General features: G+C 70.0%; 22 protein-coding genes. 9 read left to right on the top strand and 13 right to left on the bottom strand.

Annotated elements, in window-relative coordinates:
- Positions 1–494 precede the first annotated feature (494 nt).
- The 3 genes from ACGFWI_RS08255 (at position 495) to ACGFWI_RS08245 (ending at position 1,972) form a co-directional block, all read left to right on the top strand.
- Positions 495–794 carry a hypothetical protein gene (locus ACGFWI_RS08255; RefSeq protein ID WP_393905102.1) on the top strand — a complete coding sequence of 100 codons (300 nt, stop codon included), beginning with the start codon at positions 495–497 and terminating at the stop codon, positions 792–794.
- 412 nt (positions 795–1,206) lie between these two features.
- On the top strand, positions 1,207–1,503 hold the full coding sequence (locus ACGFWI_RS08250) for a putative quinol monooxygenase (RefSeq protein WP_393905101.1): 297 nt from the start codon (positions 1,207–1,209) through the stop codon (positions 1,501–1,503).
- A 157-nt stretch (positions 1,504–1,660) separates the two neighbouring features.
- Positions 1,661–1,972, top strand: a complete 312-nt coding sequence (locus tag ACGFWI_RS08245) for a DUF4326 domain-containing protein (protein ID WP_393905100.1) — start codon at positions 1,661–1,663, stop codon at positions 1,970–1,972.
- A gap of 160 nt (positions 1,973–2,132) precedes the next feature.
- Here the strand turns inward: ACGFWI_RS08245 and ACGFWI_RS08240 are convergent, their stop codons facing one another.
- On the bottom strand, positions 2,133–2,531 hold the full coding sequence (locus ACGFWI_RS08240) for a DUF3662 domain-containing protein (RefSeq protein ID WP_393905099.1): 399 nt from the start codon (positions 2,529–2,531) through the stop codon (positions 2,133–2,135).
- A 148-nt stretch (positions 2,532–2,679) separates the two neighbouring features.
- On the opposite strand from ACGFWI_RS08240, the gene ACGFWI_RS08235 reads away from it, so the two are divergent.
- Positions 2,680–3,246, top strand: coding sequence for a GNAT family N-acetyltransferase (locus tag ACGFWI_RS08235; protein ID WP_393905241.1), 567 nt, complete (start codon positions 2,680–2,682; stop codon positions 3,244–3,246).
- 189 nt (positions 3,247–3,435) lie between these two features.
- Positions 3,436–3,873 (top strand): HIT family protein, encoded by a 438-nt coding sequence (locus ACGFWI_RS08230; protein WP_393905098.1) that lies wholly within the window; start codon positions 3,436–3,438, stop codon positions 3,871–3,873.
- 16 nt (positions 3,874–3,889) lie between these two features.
- On the opposite strand, the gene ACGFWI_RS08225 is transcribed toward ACGFWI_RS08230, so the two are convergent.
- The 7 genes from ACGFWI_RS08225 to ACGFWI_RS08195 form a co-directional block, all read right to left on the bottom strand.
- Complete coding sequence (locus ACGFWI_RS08225) at positions 3,890–4,309, bottom strand: hypothetical protein (protein ID WP_393905097.1); 420 nt, start codon at positions 4,307–4,309, stop codon at positions 3,890–3,892.
- Positions 4,306–5,937: a hypothetical protein gene (locus tag ACGFWI_RS08220; RefSeq protein WP_393905096.1), complete on the bottom strand. Its 1,632-nt coding sequence runs from the start codon at positions 5,935–5,937 to the stop codon at positions 4,306–4,308. The genes ACGFWI_RS08225 and ACGFWI_RS08220 overlap by 4 nt, the downstream gene beginning before the upstream one ends.
- Positions 5,938–5,952: 15 nt before the next feature.
- Positions 5,953–7,212: an OmpA family protein gene (locus tag ACGFWI_RS08215; protein ID WP_393905095.1), complete on the bottom strand. Its 1,260-nt coding sequence runs from the start codon at positions 7,210–7,212 to the stop codon at positions 5,953–5,955.
- Positions 7,209–8,111, bottom strand: a complete 903-nt coding sequence (locus ACGFWI_RS08210) for a hypothetical protein (RefSeq protein ID WP_393905094.1) — start codon at positions 8,109–8,111, stop codon at positions 7,209–7,211. The genes ACGFWI_RS08215 and ACGFWI_RS08210 overlap by 4 nt, the downstream gene beginning before the upstream one ends.
- A gap of 30 nt (positions 8,112–8,141) precedes the next feature.
- A complete protein-coding gene (locus ACGFWI_RS08205; RefSeq protein WP_393905093.1) occupies positions 8,142–10,457 on the bottom strand; it encodes a hypothetical protein in 2,316 nt (771 codons plus the stop codon).
- Positions 10,454–11,062 carry a toll/interleukin-1 receptor domain-containing protein gene (locus tag ACGFWI_RS08200; RefSeq protein WP_393905092.1) on the bottom strand — a complete coding sequence of 203 codons (609 nt, stop codon included), beginning with the start codon at positions 11,060–11,062 and terminating at the stop codon, positions 10,454–10,456. Before ACGFWI_RS08200 ends, ACGFWI_RS08205 begins: the two co-directional genes overlap by 4 nt.
- A 232-nt stretch (positions 11,063–11,294) precedes the next feature.
- Positions 11,295–12,608 carry a helix-turn-helix domain-containing protein gene (locus ACGFWI_RS08195; RefSeq protein WP_393905091.1) on the bottom strand — a complete coding sequence of 438 codons (1,314 nt, stop codon included), beginning with the start codon at positions 12,606–12,608 and terminating at the stop codon, positions 11,295–11,297.
- A 1,117-nt stretch (positions 12,609–13,725) separates the two neighbouring features.
- Between ACGFWI_RS08195 and fabV the strand changes: the two genes are divergently transcribed.
- On the top strand, positions 13,726–14,934 hold the full coding sequence (fabV, locus tag ACGFWI_RS08190; protein WP_393905090.1) for an enoyl-[acyl-carrier-protein] reductase FabV: 1,209 nt from the start codon (positions 13,726–13,728) through the stop codon (positions 14,932–14,934).
- 398 nt (positions 14,935–15,332) lie between these two features.
- Here the strand turns inward: fabV and ACGFWI_RS08185 are convergent, their stop codons facing one another.
- The 4 genes from ACGFWI_RS08185 to ACGFWI_RS08170 form a co-directional block, all read right to left on the bottom strand.
- Positions 15,333–15,770, bottom strand: a complete 438-nt coding sequence (locus ACGFWI_RS08185) for an ATP-binding protein (protein WP_393905089.1) — start codon at positions 15,768–15,770, stop codon at positions 15,333–15,335.
- A 547-nt stretch (positions 15,771–16,317) separates the two neighbouring features.
- On the bottom strand, positions 16,318–17,421 hold the full coding sequence (locus ACGFWI_RS08180) for a type II CAAX prenyl endopeptidase Rce1 family protein (RefSeq protein WP_393905088.1): 1,104 nt from the start codon (positions 17,419–17,421) through the stop codon (positions 16,318–16,320).
- A gap of 357 nt (positions 17,422–17,778) precedes the next feature.
- Entirely contained in the window at positions 17,779–19,197 is a 1,419-nt protein-coding gene (locus ACGFWI_RS08175; RefSeq protein WP_393905087.1) for a purine-cytosine permease family protein, read from the bottom strand.
- Positions 19,198–19,484: 287 nt separating this feature from the next.
- On the bottom strand, positions 19,485–21,278 hold the full coding sequence (locus ACGFWI_RS08170) for a coagulation factor 5/8 type domain-containing protein (protein WP_393905086.1): 1,794 nt from the start codon (positions 21,276–21,278) through the stop codon (positions 19,485–19,487).
- A 246-nt stretch (positions 21,279–21,524) separates the two neighbouring features.
- Between ACGFWI_RS08170 and ACGFWI_RS08165 the strand changes: the two genes are divergently transcribed.
- Entirely contained in the window at positions 21,525–21,812 is a 288-nt protein-coding gene (locus tag ACGFWI_RS08165; RefSeq protein WP_393905085.1) for a hypothetical protein, read from the top strand.
- Between the two features lie 55 nt (positions 21,813–21,867).
- On the opposite strand, the gene ACGFWI_RS08160 is transcribed toward ACGFWI_RS08165, so the two are convergent.
- A complete protein-coding gene (locus ACGFWI_RS08160; protein WP_393905084.1) occupies positions 21,868–23,703 on the bottom strand; it encodes a glycoside hydrolase family 15 protein in 1,836 nt (611 codons plus the stop codon).
- Positions 23,704–24,020: 317 nt separating this feature from the next.
- On the opposite strand from ACGFWI_RS08160, the gene ACGFWI_RS08155 reads away from it, so the two are divergent.
- Both ACGFWI_RS08155 and ACGFWI_RS08150 read left to right on the top strand, forming a co-directional pair.
- Positions 24,021–24,758 carry an HAD family hydrolase gene (locus ACGFWI_RS08155; RefSeq protein ID WP_393905083.1) on the top strand — a complete coding sequence of 246 codons (738 nt, stop codon included), beginning with the start codon at positions 24,021–24,023 and terminating at the stop codon, positions 24,756–24,758.
- A 213-nt stretch (positions 24,759–24,971) separates the two neighbouring features.
- Entirely contained in the window at positions 24,972–25,982 is a 1,011-nt protein-coding gene (locus ACGFWI_RS08150; RefSeq protein WP_393905082.1) for a trypsin-like serine peptidase, read from the top strand.
- Positions 25,983–25,993: the final 11 nt, after the last annotated feature.

Here is a 25,993-nt window from a genome sequence, read left to right as displayed (position 1 = left end):
TTTCACTAAAGCTGTCCAGAAAGCTTTAGGTGCTGGTTACGCTATCCATGCCCGCGCTTCCAAGGCAAGCGCCTCCGGACAACACCCTGAAAAGAACAGGTAAACCGGCAGGTCGGAATAGTTCGCCCGGCAACCTCCGCTTCTCTTCGCCGGGCGACCGCGCACGACACCGGACACCCCGTCACCACGGCCGATCCATCGGCGACTTCGGCCCGGCCGGACGAAATCGGACGCCGCGGCACACTTCACGATCAGACGTACACGGTCGCCGTGGCGAGACGCTTCTCCGTCAAATAGCTTTTCGGCCACGGCAGTTCACGCCCACCGGGGCGGCGGCCCAGGGGCCGGGCGCACGAGGAAGAGGGCAGGCAGCCCCCCGTCGCGCTACATGTGACCCACGTCACATGACGACGTGTCATACAGCGAAGGGGCCTCATCCGTATGCAGGGTGACGGGCTCGCAAGGGGCCCGCCACAACGGGGAAAGGACATCACGTGCGTAACAGGCGAATTCTCACCACTGCGCTCGCTGCCGCCGCGCTCACGGTCGTCGGGCTGGGTGGCGCCGCTCAGGCCCACGCCACCACCGGAGCCGAGGCCGCCGCACCGGCCGCCCTCCACACCCAGGCCAAGCCGATGGACGGCCCGCCCGGAACCGTGTGGACCGGCAAGAAGTTCTGGACTCTCGGCGGCTGCCAGGCCGCGGGCACCGACCTGGTCAGCAGCGGCAAGTGGGCCGACCCCTTCTGCGACGGCGGGGGCCTCCAGTGGGACCTGTGGGCCCGACCCCTGTAAACCCATCGCCGGTTCCGGCAGCTCACGGGTAGTCGCAGCCAGCAATCCCGGGCCGGGCGTCCGTCCCCGCGCGAGTGGTGCGCGGGGACGGGGGGATGACCGCCCGGTCGGTCGCGGGGGGGGCGGCTGATCGGTCGCCGGGGGGGCGGCTGATCGGTCGCGTGGGACGGCCGGCCCACGGGGGACGGCCAATCGGTCACGGGGGACGGCCGATCCGTCATGGGGGACGGCCGATCGGCCCACGGGGGAGGCGGCCGTCCGGTCGGTCACGGGAGGGGGACGGCCGCCCGGTCGGTCGCGAGCCGAGAGGGCCGCGCGGGTACGGAGCCCCGCACCGGCCCTGACACGAGGTCGGCCGGGTGGGCGGCACGGGGCGTGCGGTCACACATCCGGACCGCGGAAGGTCACGCACATGAAGATCGGGCTGCTGGCACGCATCGAGGCACAGCCGGAGTACACCGAGCAGGTCGCGGCGCTGCTGGGCGACGCGCTGGAGCTCGCGCGGCAGGAGGAGCACACCGTCACGTGGTTCGCGTTCCGCGAGGACGCCACCACGTTCGGGGTCTTCGACACCTTTCACGACGAGGAGGGCCGGACCGGTCATCTGCAGGGCCGGATCGCCGCGGCGCTGACACAAGCGGCAGGCACCATGCTCCGCTCGGCCCCCGACATCCGTCCCGTCGACCTGCTGGCCGTCAAGCTCCCCTGAAAGCCGGCCGGTCCCGGGACCACACCACCGGAAGCGAACGACAGATGACACAGTCCACAGTCCACGCGCATCCGCCCGGGGCGCTCGCACAAGGCGGCCACGACCCGCACGCGGCCGTCGCACTGCCGGATGCGGTCGGCGGCATGAGGATGAAGGCATGAAGCGCACGACGGTCGTCAACCTCAAGGGCCACCGGGACGACCCGGAGTACGCCGACGTGGTCTATGTAGGGCGGGCGATGAACCGTGGCGGCTGGCACCTCAAGGCGTCGCCGCTGGCCAGTCCGTTCCGCCCGGGCCGGGACGGCTCGCGCGCGGAGGTCCTGGCGAAGTACCGCGCCTATCTGCTGGAACGCCCCGATCTGCTGGCGCTCCTGCCGGAACTGCGCGGACGCCGGCTCGGCTGCTGGTGCCTCCCGGAGCCCTGCCATGCCCAGGTGATTGCCGAGATCGCCGATTCGACGGAGTGAGGAGTCCGATGGGACGCGGAGGGGCCGGCCGTTCTGAGGCCCGGCCCCTCCGCTGTCAGCACCATGCACCCATCGATGTCAGTAGTACGCACCCCTCAATGCGGCAGACCACTGCGGTTACCCGGCACTCTCCGCCGGATCAAGTGACACCGGCTTCTGGTCACCCTCCGCGGGGACCTGCGGCACCGACGGGGATGTGCGCGAGGGCCGCGCTCGATATGCGGTACCGGCCGTTCGGCACTTCGGCGGCGGCGACGTGGACGGTGAGCGGGCCTGCCCATTCGTACCCGCGCTCGGCGGCGTGCCGGTCCAGCACGTCGGTCAGTTCTCGCCCCACCTGCCCGCCGCGTGCGGCCAGTTCATCGTGCACCTCTTCCGCGAGTTCGACGGTGTAGTCATTGGGCACGAGGACGCGGCGCTGGCTGCAGACGAGTGCATGGTTGTCGCACTCCTGCCGTAGCGCGTCGAACAGCTGGACCGGGTCGGTCCGGAAAATCTTGGCCAGCAGCGCGCTCTCGCAATCCTCCACCGCACGTTCCCAACGCCTCAGCAATCCCATGGAGATCGTCTGCCCTGGGCCGACGTGCACATGCAGCGATGAGGTCGGTCCTCGATCATCAGCGGCCCACAAGAGGCCAGGTGCGGCCGGTCACAGGAAAACCCTTGGCCCCCCTTGCACGGGCAGTCACAATGGGTGGGTGCCGATCATGACATTCCCGGAAGCCGATGTCCCGCCCGCATTGCGTACGCAGGTGGCGGAGCTGCGGGACGAGGCCTGGCCACCGGACTCCCCTTCGGCGCCCGGCACGTTCGCCCACGACCCTGCGTTGCGGCCGGTGTCGATGCTGCTCGTCGACGGTGCCACGGTGCTCGCCGCCCTGGACATCCTCACCAAGCAGATCGTCCATGACGGAGAGCGCTACCAGGCCGCGGGGCTGAGCACGGTGGTGACCCGTGGCGCCGCCCGCGGCCAGGGCCACGGCCGCCGTCTGGTGACGGCGGCCCGCGAAGCCATGGCGGCCATGAATCTGGACGTCGGTCTGTTCACCTGCGACCGCCCGCTTCAGCCCTTCTACGAAGGCGCGGGCTGGCATCAGCTGCCCGGCGCGGTGCTCGTCGGCGGTACGCCCCTGGCCCCCTTCCCCAGCGACCGCCCCGGCTTCGACAAGGTCACCATGGCCGGCTTCTTCTCGCCCCGGGGCCGGCGGCATCGTTCCGCCTTCCCGCACTCCCGCATCGAGGTGTACCCGGGCGAGATCGACAAGCTCTGGTGACAAGGACCGCTCGGACCGGGAACACGGCGTTCACCCGGCGGGAAGAAGACGAAGCCGCTCACGAGCGGATTCCATGGTCGATTATTGATCCGGCGGACGCGGCGCCCGACGGCCCGGCGGTATCTGCCCGGCCGGCCCGTCCCGGTACGACCGGCCCGACCGGTCCGAGCAGCCCCGTGCGGAGGATTCATGGTCAGTCATGGGGAGTTCCACGAGGCGACCGGTGACGCGCCGGACGCCTGCCCGCGAAATCCGCGGACTTCCCGCGCTCAGCGGCCGGGGTGCCCCTTCTGCCTCATCGTCCGGGGCCAGGCACCGGCAACGGTGCTGCGCGAGTGGCCGGAGACCATCGCCATCCGGCCACGCCACGGAGGGGTCACCGACGGACATGTGCTGGTCATCCCCAGGGTGCATGTCGCCGATGTCGCCGAGGACCCGGAGGTGTCCGCGACCACCATGCTGCGCGCGGCCGAACTCGCGGGAGAGGCCGGCGACTGCAATGTGATCACCTCACGCGGTCCGTCGGCCACACAAACCGTCCGCCACCTTCATCTCCATGTCGTCCCGCGTGCCGACGGCGACGGTCTGCTGCTGCCGTGGACCGCCGCCCGGCCCGCGGGGAGATGACCTCTGCTCAACGGCATCAGGCGAGAAAGATGACCGTCATGGTGTCGATGGCGACCAGGACCCCGTAGGAGAGCAGCATGGTCCTGGACAGCGCCACATCACGCCAGGGCACCCGGTCGCCGTACTGCTCGGCGTCCATCGTGAACGGCATCACCTGCGGGGTGCGGCGGTCGGCGACCTTTTCGTAGAGGGTGCGGAACCTCCGCTCCTGGCGGAGGTAGTAGCTGTCGAGCAGCCAGAATCCCGCCGCCAGTCCCACGGCGACCGCGGCCGTCTTCCAGCTCGGGCCGCGGGTGGCCACCGCGATAAAGGCGCCGCTGACGGTCATGGCCCAGCTCTTGACGAGGAAGGAGGTATTGGCATGACGGGCAATCACGGCCTGGAGGAATTCCAGGTGTTTCACTTCCTCCGGGCAAAAGCGCGGTGGCACGGTCACCCTGCCGTCCCTCCTTCCGCATCCGGCGGGCTGTCCGCGGCGGCGTGACGGGGCTCCGCCGGTGGTGCCGTCCTGGGCTCACCGGGTGGCCGGTCAGCCTCGGGAATCCGGTGCTCGTCGGGTATGTGGGCGCCGTCGGCTGTCCCGGCCTCGCCGGCTGCCGGGACCGCGCCGGGTACCTCGGCCTCGCCGGGTATCCCCGCCTTGTCGGCCACGGGGGCCTCACCGGCTACCGGGGCGTTCCCGGGTGTCGCTGCGTCGGGTTGCTCTGCGGGCTGACGGGGGGACGCACGGAACTGTCCGTTCAGGTCATCGGCGATGCCGCCGATGCGGTCTTCCAGCGGCTCGGGGGCGTAGCGGACGAGCACGGTGTAGGCGTGATCGAGGAGTTCGAGACGGGCCCGGGGCGGTGTGGGACGGAGGGGCGCCCGGTCGTCGGTGGCCGGGGCGGCGCCGTTGCGTGCCGGGGTGGGGTACGGCCAGGCGGGCATGGTGAGCGGAAAGTCGTGTCGGCCGGCCACGCCGGTGCGGGCGCGCTCCTCGACGATGCGGATGCATGCCTCTTCGAGCGTGCGGTGGGTGTCACTCGCCGCCGCCTCGACGGCGGCTCGCAGCCGCCACCAGGTCTCGGTGTGCCCCACCAGCCTGCGCCGTGCCTCCGCCAGCAGTTCCTTACCGCGTTTCTCCGCCGCGGCGACGGACCGTTCGGCCTCCCGGTCGCTGTCGGCACAGGGGTTGTGGGCGAGCACCTTGACCACGATCGCGGCGGTGCTGAGCACCAGGGTGAGGATGATGACGGCGCCCTGATCCGGTGCCAGGTCCACCTGCTCGCGTACCGCGTCGGCCGCACGCATACGGGCCCAGATGCCGACCATCGTCAGGATGGCCAGGGCGAAGAGCACCGGGCCTGCCGCGTTCGGCCAGGGCAGTTCGCCGGCTCTGCGCCGCTCCGTACGCGGGCTCTTGGGCCAGACCGCTTCGCGCAGTGCGGCGACCGGACCGCGGTGGGTCCGCTCCAGCGTGCGGGCGGTCCGGGTACGCCGCCGGAAGACGGACTCGGCCAGCAGACTGCCCGCGGCCAGCAGGCAGACGGCGACCCCGAATCCGGGCAGGTACGCCAGGTGGTAGGCGAGGGCTTGATCCTCGCCGAGGCCGAAGAACCGCTGCATCAGGGTGCCGATGAACATCGTGTCGAAGGCCACCCCGGCGACCAGGGTGGGCCACAGCAGGCGCCGCCAGAGCACCGGCCGACGGCGCAGGCTCTCCGGACCGTCGTCGGCATGCCGGGCGCGCAGTTCCCCGATGTGCTCCTGGGCCTGCTGGGACGACCGGGCGGCGGTGAACCGCTCGGCCGCTTCGATGGTGGTCTGCGCCTCCTGGAAGGTGCGGGCGACCGCGGTTGCCGCGGTTCCGAGCCCCGGCTGTGCCGCGGTCAGTACGGTGTTGGCGTCGGTGAAGGCACGCATGAGGGCGGCCTGTTCCCGGTTGTCGGTCTGGTCAGCCGGCCGGGAGGACGGTCTCTTCTTGACGTCCAGTCCGACGAAGGCGGGGTCACTGCCGGGGCAGTCGACCGCCGCCTGATAGCGGGCGGCCGGCTCCGGCCGGTGCTTTCCGTTGGTGGTGTTCATCGCTGCCCGCCACCCTCACTTTCTGATGATGTCGATGTCGACGCGCCGGTCGCACTGGAGCCTGTCCTCGGCCGTCATCCGGCCCGCAGCGGTGGGGGCCGGCTTCGCGCACCCGGTCGGCAGACCCCGGCCGTGTGCCGTCACCCGCGTCACCCCGAGCCCGGTCAGGACCTTCCGCACCGCGTTCGCCCGTGCCTGCGACAGCTGTTGGTTGTTGTCCGGCCGGCCGCGCGGGTCGACATAGCCGAAGACGGCGACCCTGCTGCCGGGGGTGGTACGTGCCCTGACCGCGACATCGTTGAGCAGCGGCAGCGCCTGGGGGCGTACGACGGATGAGTTGGTGTCGAAGAGTGCGGCGCCGGGGAGTTGGTAGGTCTCGGGCCGGTCGTTGGCGTAGTCGACCACTGGGTCCTGCGGCGGCTTCTTCCGCGGCGTGTGGTGTCCGGCCGTGCCGATGGCCGTCGGGGCAATGGTGCAGGAGGTGCCCGGGGCGGCCGTGTCCGCGGCACGGCACAGTTTGCGCCACAGGGTGTTCAGCCAGGTGCGCTGGGCCGCCGTGGGAGCGGGCTGGTCGGCGGCCGGCTGGCCCAGTCCGGCGAGCGTGAGGTCCACTCCGGTCAGGGACGGTGTCTCGTCGCGGGCGGCGCAGACCCGGGCGATGGCGTTGCTCTCGCTCGTGTCCCGGAATGCGGCCCCACGCAGATCGGCGCAGCCCGTGGTGGAGAACCCGTCGGTCAGTACGAGAAGGCTGCGGTCGCCGGATGTGGCCTCCAGTGAGGAGACGCCTGCCGTGAGGGCCGCGAGGACGTTGCTGCCACCGCTCTGGGGGACGGCGCTTTCGGCCTTGCCGACGAGGCCGGTCAGGCAGCCGACCGCTTGCTGCTTTCGCTTCCGCTGATTGATGGTGTTGTCGTTGTTCGTGGCCCAGTCGGTCGAACGGTCCTTGGCGAGCCAGGTGATCTGCGCCGAGTCGCCGCTGAAGCTGCCCACCGAGACCGTGTCCTTGCGCTCGGCCACCGCCGCGAGGAGCGGGCCGACGCTGTGGGCGTAGTCGCGTCCGGCGGCCGTGCCCCGTACGGAGGCGGAGGCGTCGACGAGGACCACCGTTCGGCCGGCGGGCTCCACGGGTTCCTTCATCCAAGCGCAGGCGTCCAGGCGTGGGGAGTCGCCGCATGCGCCGATGAGGCCGGCCATCAGCACCATTCCCAGAGCCCCGGCGAGGGGCGCTGCGCGGCGGCGCCCGGGCCGGGGCGCTGCGGTGTCCGCGCGGTTCACGGGGCCAGCTCCTCGACGTCGGTCACGGTGTCCACCCACGAGAAGGGGCTGAGTCCCATTTGGCGGCAGAATTCGCTCAGTGCCTTGTCGTAGGCGTTGGCGTACTCGAACAGGCCCACCTGCTCGTGGTGCTTGGTCGCGGCCGTGAGGACATCGGCGAGCGCCTCGGCCCCGTTGCGGCGGGTGTTCTTGAGCGCCTGCATGACCTTGAAGAAGTCCTCGTCGGCGAGTGCCGCGGCGAACGGCACCAACAGCCGCCGCTCGGCCGGGCCCAGGGTGCCGAGGAGCTCCAGTTCACGTATCACCTGCAGCCAGCGCTCGGTGCGCGCCTGCACCTGTCCCGCCTTGAGCTCGCCGAGGCGGTGCTCCTCCGTCAGTCTCACTTCGGCGAGGTGGAAGGGCAGCACATGTTCGCGCAGGGCCGGGTCGATGCGCATCCGGACCGACGGCCGGCAGCGGATCAGGCCCTTCTCGTCGTTGTAGCACCAGCCGCCGCGCAGCTCCTTGTTGACGGCTTTCTCCGCGGCCACCGGATCGCCGGGGTCACAGGTCCGGGCGATGGCCCAGGCGCGTCGCAGCAGCTTGCCCCGGGCTGCCTCCTCGTGGATCGCCGCGCGCTCGCGCAGGGTGTCCAGCGTCATCTCCCGGCTGCTCCAGCGGAAGTGCGGAACGAGTTCAAAGGCGAACACATCCCCGCGGGCCGCCACCGACAGCGCTTCGTCGCCCGGTGGCAGCTCCACCCCCACCTCGGCCCGCGCCGCCTGGCCGCCGGCCGAGGTGTCGGGGGCCTCCGTCTCGTCGACGGGCTCGGGACCGTCGACGTTCTCCGCATCGTTCTTGCCCGTTACCCGGCGCCACCAGTTGCGGAGCCTGGCGCGCAGTCCTTTGCGCTCTGTCATGGTCGTTCTCCTCTTGTTGCGGGGTGTCGGTCAGGACACGGAGTCGGTGGCGAGGCCGCCGCGGGCCGGCTGGTGACGGAGCCGGCGTATGGTGCGCGAGTCCGGATGGCGGCCGGCCCACATACCGAGGTAGAACCCGGCACGCAGGGACAGCGGCCGGGCGCAGATGCGCGGGACGAGTGCCTCCAGGAAGGCGGCGAGTTCTTTGTCCGCGTCCCCTGCGAGCAGCCAGCGCCGCAGCAGATCCCAGGCGCGTGCCGAGCTGTCCTTCCCCATCAGGGCATGGCGCCAGAGGCGTACCAGGGCATCGGCACGTTCCTGGTCGGTCATGGCGGTGTCGGCGAGTACGGGCCGGTCGCGTCGGTCCGGGCCGGCGCCGTAGCGGCTGAGGATCAGCAGGGTGCGGATCGCGTGCCGGTTCAGATGGTCGTTGTCCGAGGTGATCCAGCGGTCCAGGGCGTCGGCCGTCGGGCCCGGGGCACCGGCGAGATAGAGCCAGGACATCGAGAAGGCCACCGAGCTGCTGAACGCCAGCTCCGGACGGGTGCCCAGTTCACGCAGCGCCCAGAGGGTGCCGGGGACGTCCTGCGCGCCGACCAGGGTTCCGTACGCCCGGGCCGCGCTGTCCTGGAGCTGCCACCGGGGGCTGCCCAGCCAGCTTCTGATCTGCCCGCGTACCCGGTCCACCAGCCGAGGGTCGTGGGCCGCCATCTCCAGGGCCAGCGCGGCGGACTGGCGATAGGCCGCGGACTCGCCGGCCCAGTGCCGGATCAGGTCCCGGTAGACGCTGTCGAAGTCATGGCTGAGCAGGATCCCCGCGATCTGCGCGGCACGGACCCGGATCCGCTCCAGCGGGCCGGCGACCAGCGCCGTCAGCCACTCCCGCAAGGGGTCGCGCAGACTGTCATAGTCGTGCCAGACGACCTCGATGACGGCGTGCATCAGCTCCTCGTCCACCAGCCTGGCGCGGCGGGGGTTGTCGTCGGCGCGGCCACCGGGCGTGGTGTCCGCGGAGGCGCGCATCTCCTGCGGGATCAGCTGGTCCAGTTCCCGCTCGAAGACGTGGTTGGTGGGCGCCGGTTCGCGGGTCTCGTAGCGCGGCAGGACGGTCGCGCTGAGGACCTCGCCCGCCTCGAAGACATCGGAGAGCGGATGGCCGTGGAAGAACGCATAGGCGATACGGAACGCCTGGCGGTGCGGATCGAGGACCGGGCCCTGCGAGGTCTCCGCGGGGACGTGCAGCAGCTGTTTCGCCAGCCGACGCAGCCGGTCACGCCATTGACCGATGACGTCGCTGAGGCTGGTGTCCTCGGAGTGGACGCTCTGCGCCAGGACCTCCGCGAACTCCACGACGCTGCGTACGGACGGGGCCCCGTCGAGGGTGCGCTGCACCTGCTGTGACTCCAGCATCCGGGTGAGGAACGCCGTGGTGTGCTCGGCGGTGCAGTCCTGCTGGGCGCAGACGCCGGGGTGCCCCGCGAGCAGTCGGCGCAGGTGCACCGCCAGGACGTCGCCGAGGGCGGGGCGCCGGTGCTCGAAGGCATGGGGCCGCAGCCGGTCGGGGTCCACCGGGCCCGATTCGCCGATGACGACGAGGAAGGCGCGCTGCTTGCGGGCGAGATGGCCCAGCGTTTCGAGCGTCGACAGCTTCAGTGGCTGGTCGTCCAGGTCCACCACGAAGCCGCCCGGGGTGAGCAGTTCGTCCGCACGCCTGCACAACGCCTGGAGGATGCCCGGGGCCTCGCTGTGCAAGATCTTGATCCGGTCGTCGGGACAGCAGCCGGCGAGCAGGGTCAGTGCCGTGGACTGGCGACCGCTGCCCGGCTTCCCGGCGAGCACCAGGACGTGCTGTGCCGCGAGCCGGGCGCTCATCTGTGCCTGCTGATCGATGTCCTGATGGGAGTCCAGTTGCTGGGCGACGGTCAGCTCGGAGACGCTCAGCACCTGGATCTCGATGCCGGTGTCTCCGCCGATGGTCAGCTGCTCGGCGTAGAAAGCGGAGCCGCTGCCATGGGCGACGGCACTGCGCTTGAGCTTGTTCAGGGCGTTCTGCTGCCGGGCCTGCTGGTAGCGGGTGAAGTCGCCGCCGTCGCCGGTTTCGCGCCGAGGAGCTGCCCGGCCGGTGTCCTGGGCCGACGGGCGGCTGTCGCCGTTCTTGGCTGCGGCTTGCCCGCTCGGGGCGCTCGCGGCGGTGGCTTCGGGGGCATCGGACGGTGGGGCCGCTCCCGGCTCCACCGGTTCGGCCGTACTCTGCGCCGGTTCGTCCGGGGTGGCGGACGAGAGGTCCCCACCCGGTATGTCCTCCGGCGCGGCACTGTCCGCGCCGGGCTGTTCGATGTCGCTCACTGCTGCCCTCCGCTCTTTGCGTCCCGGTTCTCGTGGTACGTGGAGTTGCCGCCGTAACTGACGGCGCTCCTCTTGTGGATGACGTCCCCGCGCGCCTGGAGGGGCCCGCCGACGGGTGGCGCCGGCTGCTGGGCCGTCCTGCTCACCGGTACGTGGCTGCGCAGGGCCTCCGTGATGACGGGGAGGTCGAGATGCGCGTACGGCACTCGCAGATGCATCACCTGATGTTCCGCCAGCTCGCCGATAGCGGTGGGCAGTTGACTCCTGGAGGGCAGCACGGCCGCGTCGATCAGCACGGGGATGACGGTCTTGCGCCACTCCAGTGCGCAGCGGATCTCGTCGTGGACGTAGTCACCCGCTACGTCGATCCGGCGCCGGCCGTCGTCGTCGCGCAGCGCGAGCCAGTTCGGGCCGATGAGGACGAGGAGAACCCCGCAGCTTTCGAGGTGCCGCCACAGGTCGGGCGGAAAGTGTGCCCCGGCCGGAATGGCGCGGCGGTCCCGGAAGACGTTCTCCGGGCCGAATACGTCCTTCAATTCCTCATCGAGCAGGACGGCTGCTTCAGCGCCGTCGCCGGTCCGGTAGTTGATGAAAACGCCGGCCATGATGTTCTGCCTTTCCTCAGGATGACAGCGGTGGATTACGGCAGCCGGGTGCTGCACGGGCCACTCGGGCTGTCGCTGGGCACAGGGGGATGAAGCCGAGATTCACAGGGGTTTCAAGCACGGTCAACGCGTTGCCCTCGGCCTTTTGACCGGGCAACGGAACACCGCGGATACGGCAGCACTGCGGCTCTTCGGGCGGCCTTCTGCGTGGGGCCGGCCGGTGGGCGAGAAGTCAGGCCGGAGTTCCCGGCCCGGTCCGGTTGGTGTGCAGGCCCATCGCGATATGCGGAAGGGTCCGACGGACGGTGGGATTCTTTGGCCAACGATTGAGTGCCCGACTCAGGCGCAGAAGATCGGCACGGATGGTGGCCGAGTCGATGAGGGCAACATGAGAGGCGACCAATTCGGCGATCTGGCAAGCCTGTTCGATCTCGCCGACGTTCGCCAGAGCAAGCGCGAGCCGGGCGCCATATCGGGCTCTGGCCCGCCGGGATTCCGGCGGAATGGCGTCCAGGCCGTCCCCGAGCAGGGTGACCGCCTCAGCCGGGGAACCGAGGTCGTGCATGCACCAGCCCGCGACGAAAGCCGTCAGATCCGGCAGATGGATGCTGCCGAGAACCGGCTCCCCGCCGCCCGGTGGCGCCGCGCCGGACGTCAGCTCCGCACCGCGGTCGAGAGCCCGGCGGCATGCGTCGCGGTCCCCCACCAGTGCGTGCCCCTGCGCCTCGCGCTGCGCGGCGAGCCCGCGGATGCGCGCACTGCGGGCCTGCTGTCCGGCCCGCCGGGCCAGCTGGACGGTGGCCACCGAATCGCCCGTGTACAGGGCCAGTTCCGCCCTGCGGACCAGGGCGTAGGCGGCCAGTTCGTCATCACCGCTGTCCGCGGCCAGCTGGACCGCCTGCTCGGTCCACCAGAGCGACGCCGCGTCGCTGCCCGCCTCCTGCGCCATCCATCCCGTGTACTCGGCGAACCGGGAGGCGAGCCGGAGCACGGCGTCCCGGTGGGCCGGCTGTGCCTGGTGCGCCATGCCCCGCAGCGCGCTGGTGGCCGCGATGCAGAGCTGGGCGACGACCGCGGGCCCGAAGAGCTGGCCCATCCGGCGGAACTCGTCGAAGACAGTGCGGAAGTGCGGCAACGCCGAATTCGTCTCCCCGCTTTCGAAGGGAGGGGGTGCGAGGGACCAACTGACAATGGTGGAGGGCACGGTACCGGCACCGAGCGATGCACGGTCGAATGCCACGAAGTCGCTCTCGCCGCCGGCGTGCATACGTAATGTCCAGGGCGTAGCGACATCCGCTTCGGCAATGGGTGACGCGACGGTGCTGCGCTCAGGCGCGGAAATCAGGCTGCTGAGTTGCCCTTCGGCGTTCAGAGCACTGTCGCATAACTGGGCAAGATCGTGGCTGGGCGCCTTCACACCACGCTCGATCTTGCTCAAGTGGCCTTTGGAAAAGCAAATCAGGGTCGCCAGTTCTCCCAGCGACAGCCCCGCTTCGATCCTTCGCCGGCGTAACTCCGCCCCGAACCACACAGGAATCCGCTGCACCCCGCCCGCCCCCCTCGTCGCTCGCGACCGGTGAAGGGAGTGTGCCACGCATCACACCAACTCTCACATCCTCTTCACACATTGCTTGCTATCGGTTTCATCACGCTCCGCTTCACGCGAGGTAAATCCTCTTCTCCGCAGGAAGGGCCCCTTGCGCAACGGTCACTTCGCCGCGCTCCGCCGTTCCGCAAGTGTGGAGATCATGGGTGGTGACGGGCAGTCGGCACGCATCCGCAGCCCCGGAAACGGCTACCGGTCGGCCCGGCCGGGCTGCTGCGTGGGGTCCTGCGCAGCACTCCTGGCCGGCAGTTCGCCGCCTCCATGGACCACAGTGCACGCCATGACGACGGCCTCTGGCCTCTCTGCACGTGCCACGAAGCAGGCGCAACGCGCGAGATCAGGGAGAGGTCAGGTCAACCGGCTTGATGGGCAGGGAAGTTGATCCCCCATCGACGAAGAACAGATCTTCCCTGCGGCTGGTGCAGGTCCCGGTGTGGCGCACGCGGAAGGCAGAGGTCCGACTGCGTCCTCCCCAGGGCCAGGGGGCCGCCTCGCCCAGCCCCAGGGCGACAAAATCGGCCCACTCGGCTTCGCCGGGTCGGCGATCAAGCAGCAGACGCCGCCCGCCCACGCTGCCCGCGCCGGATGTCGCTGCGGGTGCCCCGCCGGACGGTCGCCGACGCCGGACGGCCCGACGTTTCCTCGGCCGGAGTACCGAAAGCACGGGCTGCGCCGGCTGCACCGGACGACGGATCGCCCGACAGATTGACCCGACGGGTTGCGGGGGGGGGCGTCTCCTGCGAGCCGGGACGTGTGCGGCAGCCGGTCGGCTCGCCGGGGCCTGGCGGCCGAGGGAGGCACGGCAACACACCGCCGCCTCGTCGCCACCTCGCCCTCGCCGCACCCGGAAAGACATGCGCCCGTCCCGGCACGGGGCACCCCCAGGCCCGCGCGGCAGACCCGTCACCGCTCGAACTGAGGGAAAACCTCCAAATCCGTCACTCCAACACTGTGGCCGCCAAGACGATCATGGGGAGGTATGGGGTCGCACACTTGCAGGGGCGGTGTGCTCCGGTGGCGGCCCGCCTCCTCCGCGACGACCTGAAGGACGTGCGTCATGAGCGAACGTGTCATCACCCCGCGCAGCCGCGGGTTCCTCTTCCTCGACTCCCACCCGGCCGGCTGCGCGCGCCTGGTGCAGGAGATGTGGCAGGCCGCTCCCTCGCCCGCCCGGGTCCCGGACGACGCTCCGGTGGCACTCGTCGTCGGCTCCTCAGCCGGCTACGGGCTGGCCGCGATGATCGCCGGCCTCGCCCGGTCGGGGATCCGCGGCATCGGAGTCTGCTTCGAGAAGGCCCCTACCGAGCGGCGCACGGCCACGGCCGGCTGGTACCGCACCGCCGCCACCGCTGAACTCGCCCGCCGGCACGGTCACGAGATGGTGTTCCTCAACGGCGATGCGTTCTCCGACGAGATGAAGGACCAGGTCGCCGATCTCCTCCGGCAGCGCTTCGGCCGTCTGGACCACTTGGTGTACTCGGTTGCCGCACCACGGCGCACCGACCCGGAGACCGGTGCCACCTACGCCTCGGTTCTCAAGCCCATCGGCCAGGCGTACCGCACCAAGACCCTCGTCTTCGACGGGGACGGGACTCCGGAGGTCAAGGAGGTGGAGACACCACCGGCCGAGGGTGATGACATCGAGCAGACCGTGGCGGTGATGGGTGGCATCGACTGGGAGCGGTGGGTCGGCCATCTCGCCGACCGCGGTCTGCTCGCCGACGGATTCACCACGGCAGCCTTGTCGTACGTCGGTTCGCCTCTGACGGACGGGATCTACCGACAGGGCACCATCGGCGCCGCCAAGTCCCACCTCGAAGCCACCGCCCGCGCGCTCGACGAGCGCCTGGACAAGCTGGTCGGCGGCCGCGCGGTGACCTCCGTCAACGGGGCCGCGGTCACCCAGTCCTCCACCGCCATCCCCGGCATCGCCCTCTACGTCGGTCTGCTGCGCGGTGCGCTCGGCGAGGCTGTGGTGCCACCGATTGCACAGTTGGCCGACCTGTGGGACCAGCTGACCGGCGTCCGGCCCCTCGAAACCGATGACGACGGCCGGGTCCGTCTCGACGGCTGGGAACTCAACAGTGCGGTGCAGGCCGCCGTCACCGAAAGGTGGGACTCGTCCACCACCGAGACCATCTCCCGGCTCGCCGACCTCGACTGGTTCCGCGCCGAGGTCCAGCGCCTCTACGGTTTCGCGGTACCGGGCATCGACTACTCGGCCCCGACCGCCACCCAAGTTCCCTGGCCGGACGCCTCTGCCTGATCCCCGGGAAACCACCGACCGGAATTCGCATGGTGGGCTTCGGACGGCCACCGCCTGATCACCGACGGGAACGACTTCGCCATCGGATTGACGAAAGAACGCGCGTTCACTGCGGAAATCCCGCCCTGACAAGGGAAGTTTTCCTGCTGACGGGGCGGGGCCGGAGCGCGGCCCCGGAGTGCCGTTCGCGAGCGTGCACGGCGAATTCGCCTACACCGTCAAGGAATTCGGGCGGTTGGCCACTTGTCGCCTGGTGCCGAGTCCCTCGTGGGGAAATCGGGCGGTCGAGCGGTGGCGATATCCATCACGTCATTCCGGGACCGATCGGTCGGCCCGGCCGTCCGCCGCGACAAGCGCGGTGCGCTCAGGTCGTGGCGCATCGGCCACGGCCCGGCCGGTCACTGTGAGCCGGGCCCCTGGCGGGGGATGATCGCGGTCACGGTTTTACCGGCCGGCTCTCTCCTGATCTTCACGGCGGTCGCGATGCGGCAGACCATCGACCAACCGAATCCGCCGCCCTCTCCGGTGACGTCGGGAGTGCGGGGGCGAGGAAGAACAGGGCTGGAATCGCCCACGGCCACCACCACCGACTCCGGGCCGGCCCTCATCCGCAGTGTGCAGGTCTCGCCGCCCGCGTGCCGTACCGCGTTGGTCACCAGTTCGGAGACCACCAAGATCACGGCCTCCCTGGTGTCCCTTTCCACGGAGGGCTCCAGTTGCTCCAGGAAGCCGGCGGCAAGGTGCCGCGCGGGCCCGACGGCTTCGGAGTGACAGTCCAGTTGAAGCTCCAGCACCGGCGACGCCGTAACGGTGCGCGGAGCCTCGGCCGTGCTCATGATAAAGCTCACCCCATATCGCGTCGTCTCGCCTTCAGGCCGGAGAGCGTGCCCTCTTCCCGGGCTACCAACCACAATTCTCCGAGGTCGGACGAAATGGTTGGTTCGCCACGCGGGCGAAAAGACCGGCCCCCATTCATCCCGAGCGGACAAGGACAAGCGGGAGTGCTGTGAAACACCTCACGCCACCTCGGCAGCAGGACGGCGGGCACGGTCACCGCCGTGCCCATAAGGCCTGCTGTGCACCTCCGCGCCGAAAAGATCAACGCGAGAGCGACACCAGCAGAAGCGGAACCACCGTCATCATCCTCCGGACAAGCGCGTGCCCGTATCTGCCGCGCGCAATCGGAAATTACCCCTGTTTGCTTCACAGGCCGATGGGTAAGAGCCGATTCCTTCCGGCCGTTGCAGGCGGAGAGGGCGAAAGGCCTTCGGTATTGCTCGCCGAGCCCGGCGCCACTTTCCGCGCCGGGCTCGGCAGCACCTCACCGATCAGATCCGCCGTGTCCGAATAAATACGGGCAATTGCCCCAGGGCCGTCAAACCGTCAAACTCCACTACGTCGGATGACGCGCGCCCCTCGATCATGTGACGGCCACTCCCGGCGGACGCGCGACGGGCCCTCCCGCCCGGCGCCCGATGACGGCCACTCCCGCCCGGCCGGGACGAGCAGCGGTGCAGTACCGGCCCAGTTGCCCACGCTGTGTGTGGTCGCCGCCGACGGGTGCCCGGACCGGCGCCGATGCACCCGCGCCCGAAGACGGGACGCCACCAGCCTCGCCCCGACGAAGACCATCGCCGTGGCCGCCAGATACCCCAGTTCGAGCACCGCGGCATGGGTCGGGGCAACCCTCGCCGACCAGCCCGCACCACGCTGTACGCCCTCGAACACGACACGGTTGACGCTGAGGAAGGCCACATGTGTGCCGATCGCCGCCCACAGCGGTGCGGCTCCCGGCGCCGTCCGTGCGGCCACCAGCGTGAGACCGAAGAGCGAGAGCAACACCAAATAAGCGACAGGGTCCTGACCCGCCGGGGTTAGCCCCATGGGCGCGGATGTCACGCCCACCAGAGGGGACACCGCGGCCTGCACCACGGTGGACGCCGCCGGTACCAGCAAGAAGACCGCCGTCGCCCCCAGGGCGGAGATGACTCCGCCGAGCCGGTCGCGCAAGGAGGCCCAGGCATAGCCACGCAACGTCGCCTCCTCGGGCAGCGCCTCCAGCAGCAGGGCCACCCACGCGTTGCTCACCAGGAACGAGGCAAGGGCTGCCGGGTCCAGGCCGGACCAGCTGACCCAGCCGAGCGCCGTACCGGCCCCGAGGACGACGGCAGCGCAGGAGGCGGTGACGGCCAGGCCGCGGAAGAAGCCGAGTGGCGCCGAGGTGAGGGGCCCAATACCCAACGGAAGGCACCGTGTTGACCGCGCGGCCCGTAACCCCAGTACGGCGGGGACGGCGAGCGCACTCACCAGTGCGGCAGGCAGCAGCTGCCGCAGATAGCCGTCGGCACCGAGCATCCGGGCGAGCGCCTCCCCCAGCGCATTTCCCGCTCCCAGCGCACCCGCCATCACCGCACCACCGAGCAGCGCCCTCCCCCAGGCCCGCCACGCGGAGCCCCGAGCCGGCGTCGTGCCGTAGGTCGTAGCCATCGGCTTCCCTTCACGTTCGGCGGGAGAGGCGTCCGGCCGCGTCCGCCGGAATCGTCCGTGCGCAGCGAACCGGCCTGATGGGGCTCGTCACCCGACACCGGGCCGGCACCGGACCGCCACACCCCGCAAGCTCGTCGAGAGCTACGTGTGCCCGCGGCATCGACGATGAAGCGGCACCCTGGCGCGCCCGACACGAACGGCTCCGCAAACCCTCCTGCGGCATGACCTACCGCGGCAGGGGACTACATCCCTCGATCCAGCGGCCGTACCCGAAGCGGCAGAGCAGACCGATGACGGCGTGGACGAGGGCGACGCCATGCCCTCCGTGCTCGGCGTCGCCCGGACGGTGAGCCCGGCTCATCCACCCGCGCCCGGCACCGCCACGACCGGCTCCGCCTTCCGTGCCGCGTGGGCACCGACGAGGAGCCTCAAAGGGACATAGACCACCACGGAAACCATGAACGCGACGTAGTACGCGAGATCGGCGCCATGCAGTGCGGCCGCAATCGGGCCGACGAACAGGGTCGTGTCCATGAAGGGCACGGCCGCGGCGAACGCGACGACGAAAGCGGCGCACGCGGGCCACCACGGCTGGGGACGGGCGAACTCGGCCTCGACGTCGATCGCCGCACCGCGCCGGGCCTTGGCGCGCAGCCTCGCATCGACGAGCACGATGCCCACGAAACCGGGGATCCAGTAGCCCACGAACAACAGCAGGTTCTGGAAGCGGAGCGTGGTGTCGGCAGCGTGCATCCACAGCACGAGCAGGAAGCCGAGCACGGCCGCTGCGGCCGCGGCGAGCGGCCTGGGCACCCGTAGGCCGGCGGCCTGCAGCGCCAGGGAGCCGCTGTAGTCGTTCATCGCGTTGCTGCACACCGCCGCGGCCGCAATGGCCAGCAGACCGAAGGCGCCGAGCACCCCGCCGCCCAGCAGCCCGTGCACCCCGGCGGCGGTCTGGTCGGTGAACAGCTTGGCTCCCCACAGCCCCAGCGCCTGCACCCAGGCGAAGGAGAGCACCATGCCGAGCACGGAGTACCAGAACATCCGGGGCCGGGACGTCGCGCGGGGCAAGTAGCGGCTGAAGTCGGACGCGTAGGGGGCCCACGAGATGGCCAGGCTGAGCGCAATGGTGCTGGTCAGGACAAAGGCACCGAGACGATCGGCGCCGTGCGCCGAGCTCGATACGGGAAGCGGCACACCGGAGAGCAGCTTGACGCTCAGGACCAGGAATGCGGCGCCCAGCACAAAGGTCATCACCGTTTGGAGCTGATGGAGCGCCTCGTAGCCGAAGACGCCGACGGCGCCCTGGAGCAGCAGGACCACCAGTGCGCCCAGCCAGAACGGCCAGCCGAGCAGCTGGGCCAGCGCCTCGCCGCCGAAGAGACCGATCAGCGCATCCCAGGCGACGGAGGAGAGCCACTGCATGATGCCGGGCAGCGCCACACCACGGCCGAAGGCCAGCCGCGACAGCGGCAGCTGACCGGTCCCGGTCTGGCTGCCCCAGGTGCCGAGGTACGCGGCGGGCACCGCGCCGACGATCGTGCCGAGCACCATGGCCGTGAAGGCCGTCCAGAAGTCCAGCCCCAGGGTGACGCCCACGGTGCCGGAGAAGACTCCGGTCATCGTGAGGTTGGGGGCGAACCATACGGTGAAAAGGCGGGCGGACTTGCCGTAGCGGTTGCTTTCGGGCACCGGCTCGATGCCGTGCCGCTCGACCGCCAGGTCGCCGGACCGGGCAGGCATCCGCCCTCGGAAGGCGGATTCTTCGATGGTCATGACTCTCCAGGCTCTACAGATGCGCCGCCCTACGGTAGGCCGCGCGGCCGGCCCGCCCGTAACGGCCCCCTGGCACGGTGCCGCCGACCGTTGCCGAACGGAGGCGCGGGCCGTCCCAGGGGGCGGTCGGGGAGGAGGGCGATCCGAGGGATCCGGGGTCACGGATCCGGGAGCCAGGGAGCCAGGGAGCCAGGGAGTCAGGGATCGGGATGATCAGGATCAGGGGCGGCGATCACGAACCGGGGGTCACGGTCACGGGTCGCGGGTCACGGGTCACGAGTCACGGGTCACGGATAGGACACCACCGTCGACGGCACCGTCGAGGTACCCGAGGTGGGTGCGCCGATGCCGTCGATCACGTGCTCGTACTGGCCCTTGCCCCCCAGGGAGACCACGAGCAGGTCGTGGAACTTCACGCCCGGCTTGTTCGGAGCCTCGAAGCCGTGGTCCTGGCGGATGGTGGGATCCACGTTGTAGAAGCAGTAGCTGCCCAGGCCCCACCCTTCGTGAGTGGTCACCTCGTCAGCGATCTTGTACGCGGCGTACCCCTTGGTGCTGCCGTTCTGCACCGCGGCCTGATTGGGCGCGTCGTACGCCTTCTCGTTCTGGAAGAAGACCGTGCGTCCCCGCTCGCCGCGCCACTCCACGTCGTACTTGTTGAAGTGCTCGACGAAGAGCCCGGTCGCCAGGACGTCGTCACCGTTGACGCGGACCCCGTAGTCGGCCCGGTTGGTCTCCCAGCCCACGCCCTCGCCGTGGTCGGCGCGCCAGACCCAGGTGTGATCGACGATGGTGTGGTTGCTGTTGATCACCATGCTGGTGGTCGCCTTGCCGGCGCCCGCCCCGCCGATCCGGATGAAGACGTCCTGCACCGTGGTCGGGTTGGCGGCGTGGTTTGCGGAGGCACCCTGGGGGCCGACCTCCAGCAGCGTGGCGGAGTTGACCGGGCCGGCGTCGAGCAGGAACCCGGCGAGCCGCACACCGTCGACGTCGGCGACCTTCAAGGCCGTCACACCGTTCTCCGGAACCAGGGTCGCGTACCCCAGCCCCAGGACCACCGTGTTCGCGCGCTGGACCTCGATCGGCCGGTCGACGCGGTAAATCCCGGGTGTGAGAAGCACGTTGAGCCCCTGCGCCAGCGCGGCGTTGAGGGTCGCCGCGTCGACACCGGGCTTGGCCACATAGAACTGGCCGAGCGGCAGGGACTCGCCCCGTGGTGTGCCGTTGCCCCAGGTGGTGCCGCGGGAGTTGGTGCGCTTCTCGGGCAGGAAGACCTTGTAGTCGGCCCCGTCGAGATAGAGGAAGGGCTTTTCGCGGGAGACGGGGGTGGTGTCGAGCGTGGTGTACGGGGGGTCGGGGAAGCTCTGGGCGGGGGCTCCCTCGACCCCTGAGAACACCATGTTCCACACGGCGTTGTTCCAGCCACCCACCGAGCTGTCACGGGTGTACCACTGCTGCTGGGAGTACGGCCCCACCGTGCCGTCGATCCGGCTGTCGGCGATGTAGCCGCCGCTCGCCCAGCCGTAGCCGTCGGGGGACAGATTCAGTCCGCCCTTGACGTGCATCCGCCGGAACGGCGCCGCCTGGGCCACGGCCCACCGGTTGGTGCCGTTGACGGGACGGAGCGCGAGGTTCTCCGCCGAGCGCCAGAAGTTCTGTGTCGCATTGCCGTTGAACCAGCCCGCGTCGACGGTGACATCACCGTTGATGGTGGTGTCGTCGGGCGACAGCCCGAGGCCCGCGATGGAGGTGTAGAAGCCGAGCTGGGCGTTCAGACCGTTGTAGGTGCCCGGCTTGAAGAGGAGTGCGTACCTCCCGTTGCCGAACTGGGCCGACTCCTGCTGCTTGAAGATCTCGTCCAGTTTTCCCTGGATGTCCGGCGTGGCGGGATCGAAGACCAGCACATTGGGGCCGAGATCGCCGCCGCCCGGCAGCGCGGCGGCAGCAGGGGCCGCGGACGCCCGGGAGGAGAGCACCGGCAGACTTGCGGCGGGGAGCGCGGCTGCCATCGCGGCCAGGACTCTGCGACGTGAGGGCCTCGGCGTGCGGGAAGCCGTGGCGTCTGTGGGGGGTGTGGGCATAGCAGCTCTCCTGATTCAGGAAGTGAACGAGTGATGTTCATGGGAGCGCTCTCTTGCCCGATGCATGTTCATCACATGTGAACGGTGCGTCAAGACTTCTGTCGGGAATCCGAAAACTTGGTACTGACCATCCATCAAACTTGAGGCAATTTAGGCAAGTTGATGCCGAATACGGCCGAGCGACAGATCGCTTGCGGAGGCCTTCTCGCGTTCAGGAGATGTCGATGGAACCCGAGGCAGGCGGACTTGCGTACACTGCGGCCCCATGTCCATGCCACAGAACTCCCGGCCCCGGACGCCACCGTGGTGCGCACCGGACGCCGTGGCGCGCTGACCGTCATCCCCATCGACGAGGAGCCGGTCGCCCCCGGTCTGCCGCGCCTGCGCTACCGGCTACCGCTGCCGCCCGGCAGCAGGGACAAGGTGACGGCGGCGATCCGCCAGTACCTCCCGCCGCACCTGTGGTGGGGCGAGGAGCAACGCGCACCCGGCCACCTCGGCCGCCCGGACATGAGCCGGCGCCCCAGGCTCTGAGGCGCCGGTTTCTCCGGTGCGCACCGCACGACGTCGGCGACACGGCTACGGCGCTTCAGCCCAGGGCCCGGTCGAGGTTGAAGGCGGCGCTGATGAGCCCAAGATGGGTGAAGGCCTGGGGGAAGTTGCCGATCTGTTCGCCGGTATGGCCGATCTCTTCGGCGTACAACCCCAGGTGGTTGCCGTAGGTGAGCATCTTCTCGAAGGCGAGCCGGGCCTCGTCCACCCGGCCCGCGCGGGACAGCGCCTCGACGTACCAGAACGAGCAGACCGAGAAGGTGCCCTCCTGACCGCGCAACCCGTCCGGGCTGCGGCGGGGGTCATAGCGGTAGACTAGGGAGTCGGATACCAGCTCCTCGCCCAACGCGTCCAGCGTGGACAGCCATTTCGGGTCGGTGGGAGAGATGAACTTGGCCAGCGGCATCATCAGGACGGACGCGTCGAGGACGTCGTCGCCCTCGTGCTGGACGAATGCTTGTCGCTTGTCGGACCAGCCACTCTCCATGATCCGCTGGTAGATCGCGTCGCGGGCATGCGCCCAGCGGGGCATGTCCGCCGGCAGACCCCGGTGAGTGGCGATCCGCATCGCGCGCTCGATCGCCACCCAGCACATCAGCTGTGAGTACAGAAAGCGCTGGGCCTTGCCGCGGGTCTCCCAAATGCCTTCGTCCGGCTGGTCCCAGTTGTCACAGACCCAGTTGACCAGGGTTCCGACGGTGGTCCAGTGGTCGCTGGACAGCGGCTCCCCCCACTTGTCGTAGAGGTAGAGGGAGTCGATGAGGGCCCCGTAGATGTCCAGTTGGAGCTGGTTGACGGCTTCGTTGCCGACCCGGACGGGCGACGAGCCCAAGTGACCCTCCAGATGGAGGAGTTCTTCTTCGGGGAGTTCGCTGCGGCCGTCGATGCCGTACATAATCTGCAGCGGTCCGTCAGCGCCGTGATGGAGGCCGACGTTCTCGGACAGGAAGTGCACAAAGGCCTGGGCCTCGTCGGTGAAGCCCAGTCTGAGCAGTGCGTAGATGCAGAACGCGGCGTCTCTCACCCACGCATAGCGGTAGTCCCAGTTGCGCTCGCCGCCGACCTGTTCGGGCAGGCTGGTCGTGGGAGCTGCCACGATGGCGCCGGTCGGGGCGTACGTGAGGAGCTTGAGGGTGAGCGCGGAGCGGTGCACCATCTCCCGCCAGCGCCCTCGGTAGCGGGAGCGCGACAGCCACTTGCGCCAGTACCGCACCGTGGCGCCGAACAGCTCTTCCGCCTCCGTCACCGGGCAGGCCCGCGGCTCCAGCCCGCCCCCGATCCGGTCGAGCGCGAACACCGCGGCCTCCCCCTCGCCCAGCGTGAACGAGGAAGTGGCGTCCGGGCCGTCGATCTCGACCGGGACGCTGGAGGTCAGCGCCAGTGAGAGATCCGGGGAGTCGAACACGGTCTGGCCCTGCCGCGTACTCACCGTGTGTGTGCTGCGCCCGTAGTCGAAGCGGGGAGCCACCCGGGCGGTGAACGGCAGCGACCCCCGCACGCAGAGCACCCGACGGATCAGCCGGTGACGGTCCGCCTCGCGTGAGTCGTCGACGATCGGCATGAAGTCCTGGACCTCGCCGACGCCGTGGTCCGCGAAGAACCGCGTGATCAGGATGTTGGTGTCGGGGAAGTAGAACTGCTTCGTGCGGGCGGGTACGTCCGGGGCCAGCTCGAAGGCCCCGCCCCGGTCGGCGTCCAGGATCGCCGCGAAGACACTGGGTGCGTCGAAGCGGGTGCAGCAATACCAGTCGATGGTGCCGTTGGTGCCGACGAGCGCGGCCGTACGCATGTCCCCGATCAGACCGTGCTCGGCGATGGGGTTGTAGCGGAGTGCGTCCGCCTTGCTGGGGCGGAGGCTCACAGCAGCGGTCATGCGACCTCCCCGGGACGGGGCTGCGGGAGCAGTGGATTCAGGTTACCTCCGGTCGGTTGTGGGCGGCGAGCGAGCGGCGCGGGCCTGGGCCCGCCCGATGTATCACTGTGTGTGATCGATGTTCACGGAGGGAGCCGGCAGGGTCACCGCCGCAGCCACCGGACAAGGCCTGGAGGTGGGAGATGAGGGGGTGGCCGGTCCAGTGGAAAGTGGGCAGAAGGGCCGCCGTGCGAAACCAGGAGCCGGCCCCACCGCTACCCGTGCCGCGAAGACGGTTCATCCCGTCGCGCCCAGCTGAACCGCGGTAGGAAGAACGCATGAGTTTCCTCCCTGTCTGCGGTCCCGAAGGGCCCCTCCGCGTCACCGCCGCCTCGCCAGCAGCAGCCCCGGCCGCCGTCCGGGCCGTGCTCTTCGACTTCTCCGGCACGCTGTTCCAGATCGGAGCGTACGAGGACAGGATCCGGGCAGCCTCCGACCGGCCGGTGGACGACGCGACGATGGACCGTCTGCTGAGCGGGCTGGAAGCAGGGCTGTCCGACCCCGAGGTCATCCAGGCCCAACGAGCGCGGGACGTCTCCTCGAAGGCTCACCGGCATGCCTTCACCACGTGGTACGCCTCGGTCCCCGAACTCGCTCCGCTCGCCGAGGCGCTCTACGAACAACTGCAGGCTCCCGAGCAGTGGCTGCCCTATGCGGACACCGCATCCACGCTCGCCCACCTCGCACAGAGCGGCCTGGCCCTGGGGGTGGTGAGCGACGTCGGCTGGGATCTGCGGGCGACCTTCGCCCACCATGATCTGGACCGGTACTTCTCGGCCTGGGTGCACTCCTACGAGCACCACACGGAAAAGCCCGACCCGCTGCTGTTCCGGCACGCCTGCCGCGAGCTGGGCGCGGATCCGTCGGAGACGCTCATGGTGGGTGACAACCCCGCCAAGGACGGCGGAGCGGTCGGCGCGGGCCTGCGTTCGTATGTGCTTCCCGCGGGATCAGCGCCCGGCTCGCTGCGCGGCCTCGACGCGGTGCTGCGACTGGCCGGACTGGCCTCGGCCTGAGCACGGACGCGGAGGAAGCACGGCGCGGCGGCCCCGGCTCTTGGTGGTCCCCCGGCTGAAGGAGGCCGCTATCGGCCGCCCGTGCCAACTCCCCACCACCAGCAGGAATTCCGGCCCGGCCTCTCGCCATACGCCTCCCCGCCGTAGGACCATGGCACGCTCGCTCGCACCTGTCCCCGTCCCGTACGCCAGGCCTTGGGGAGGACCCGGATCATGAGCAGACCGACTGCTGCACGCGGCCGTTCGACTCTGCGGCTCACCACCCTGCTACTCGGACTGTCGCTCGCCCTGCCGCCCGGACCGCTCGCGCAGGCGGCGGGTACCCCGGACGGCCCCGGTCACCCGGCCGCGTCGGCCGGCACGTACTGGAGCCCGCAGCGGATGAGGGCAGCCGAACCGGCCGTCGTCACCCGGAGTTCGCAGGCGCGGCGCCCGGCGGCGGGCCCCACTCCGCCGAGCCACCCGTTCGACGGTCTCCCCCAGGTGGGGACCTTCTTCTGGACGGACGGCAGCAACACCGGCCGGTTCTGTGGCGGCACGGTCGTACGCAGCCCGCACCGCGACCTCGTGGTCAGTGCCGCCCACTGTCTGCGCTCCCCCGACCCGAAGCGCCACCTGTCCTTCGTGCCGCAGTACCACGACGGGCTGAAGCCGCACGGCATCTACCCCGTCGACCGCATCTACCTCGACCAGCGGTACTACGACCTCGGTACGAACGCGGGTGCCCGCTGGGACTACGCGGTGGTCCGGCTCGGGGCGAGGGAGGACGGGGCCGAGGTGGAGGAAGTGACGGGCGGCTTCGACCTCCTTCCGTACCCGGGGTACGACCACCGGAACGTGCGGCTCATCGGCTACCCCGGCAACAGCGACACCACCCACCCCAAACCCCTGGACTGCAGCTCCTCCACACATCGCTACACCAGTACCGACCCGGCCGCCCCCGGCGACTTCCTGGAGATTGCCTGCGCGGGCTATATCGGCGGCACCTCCGGCGGGCCGTTCCTGGTACGGGACTTCACCGGTTACGCCCTGATCGGGGTCATCGGCGGCTACCACACGGGAGGCGACATCCCGGACGTCTCCTACAGCTCGTATTTCACGACCGACACGCTGGCGCTCTATGTACATGCCGTCCGCGGCGACACCCCTGCTGCACCGCGCCGGAATCCGCCATCGACATATCCGGGCATGGCGTTGGGTGCTGTTAATGTCAGCGATGGCTAAGGGCCGGATGC

Source organism: Streptomyces sp. NPDC048434 (genome assembly GCF_043200375.1).
Lineage (GTDB): Bacteria > Actinomycetota > Actinomycetes > Streptomycetales > Streptomycetaceae > Streptomyces.
Note: the sequence above shows the minus strand (reverse complement) of the source record. Positions and strands in the feature narration are given on the sequence as shown.

What these genes read in the sequence shown, in the direction of transcription:
- ACGFWI_RS08150 (WP_393905082.1), top strand. Translation starts at nt 24,972, where the DNA reads ATGAGCAGACCGACTGCTGCACGCGGCCGTTCGACTCTGCGGCTCACC.
- ACGFWI_RS08200 (WP_393905092.1), bottom strand. Translation starts at nt 11,062, where the DNA reads ATGGCCGGCGTTTTCATCAACTACCGGACCGGCGACGGCGCTGAAGCA.
- ACGFWI_RS08180 (WP_393905088.1), bottom strand. Translation starts at nt 17,421, where the DNA reads ATGGCTACGACCTACGGCACGACGCCGGCTCGGGGCTCCGCGTGGCGG.
- ACGFWI_RS08210 (WP_393905094.1), bottom strand. Translation starts at nt 8,111, where the DNA reads ATGACAGAGCGCAAAGGACTGCGCGCCAGGCTCCGCAACTGGTGGCGC.
- ACGFWI_RS08245 (WP_393905100.1), top strand. Translation starts at nt 1,661, where the DNA reads ATGAAGCGCACGACGGTCGTCAACCTCAAGGGCCACCGGGACGACCCG.
- ACGFWI_RS08170 (WP_393905086.1), bottom strand. Translation starts at nt 21,278, where the DNA reads ATGCCCACACCCCCCACAGACGCCACGGCTTCCCGCACGCCGAGGCCC.
- ACGFWI_RS08240 (WP_393905099.1), bottom strand. Translation starts at nt 2,531, where the DNA reads ATGGGATTGCTGAGGCGTTGGGAACGTGCGGTGGAGGATTGCGAGAGC.
- ACGFWI_RS08160 (WP_393905084.1), bottom strand. Translation starts at nt 23,703, where the DNA reads ATGACCGCTGCTGTGAGCCTCCGCCCCAGCAAGGCGGACGCACTCCGC.
- ACGFWI_RS08230 (WP_393905098.1), top strand. Translation starts at nt 3,436, where the DNA reads ATGGTCAGTCATGGGGAGTTCCACGAGGCGACCGGTGACGCGCCGGAC.
- fabV (WP_393905090.1), top strand. Translation starts at nt 13,726, where the DNA reads ATGAGCGAACGTGTCATCACCCCGCGCAGCCGCGGGTTCCTCTTCCTC.
- ACGFWI_RS08155 (WP_393905083.1), top strand. Translation starts at nt 24,021, where the DNA reads ATGAGTTTCCTCCCTGTCTGCGGTCCCGAAGGGCCCCTCCGCGTCACC.
- ACGFWI_RS08250 (WP_393905101.1), top strand. Translation starts at nt 1,207, where the DNA reads ATGAAGATCGGGCTGCTGGCACGCATCGAGGCACAGCCGGAGTACACC.
- ACGFWI_RS08175 (WP_393905087.1), bottom strand. Translation starts at nt 19,197, where the DNA reads ATGACCATCGAAGAATCCGCCTTCCGAGGGCGGATGCCTGCCCGGTCC.
- ACGFWI_RS08220 (WP_393905096.1), bottom strand. Translation starts at nt 5,937, where the DNA reads ATGAACACCACCAACGGAAAGCACCGGCCGGAGCCGGCCGCCCGCTAT.
- ACGFWI_RS08235 (WP_393905241.1), top strand. Translation starts at nt 2,680, where the DNA reads ATGACATTCCCGGAAGCCGATGTCCCGCCCGCATTGCGTACGCAGGTG.
- ACGFWI_RS08185 (WP_393905089.1), bottom strand. Translation starts at nt 15,770, where the DNA reads ATGAGCACGGCCGAGGCTCCGCGCACCGTTACGGCGTCGCCGGTGCTG.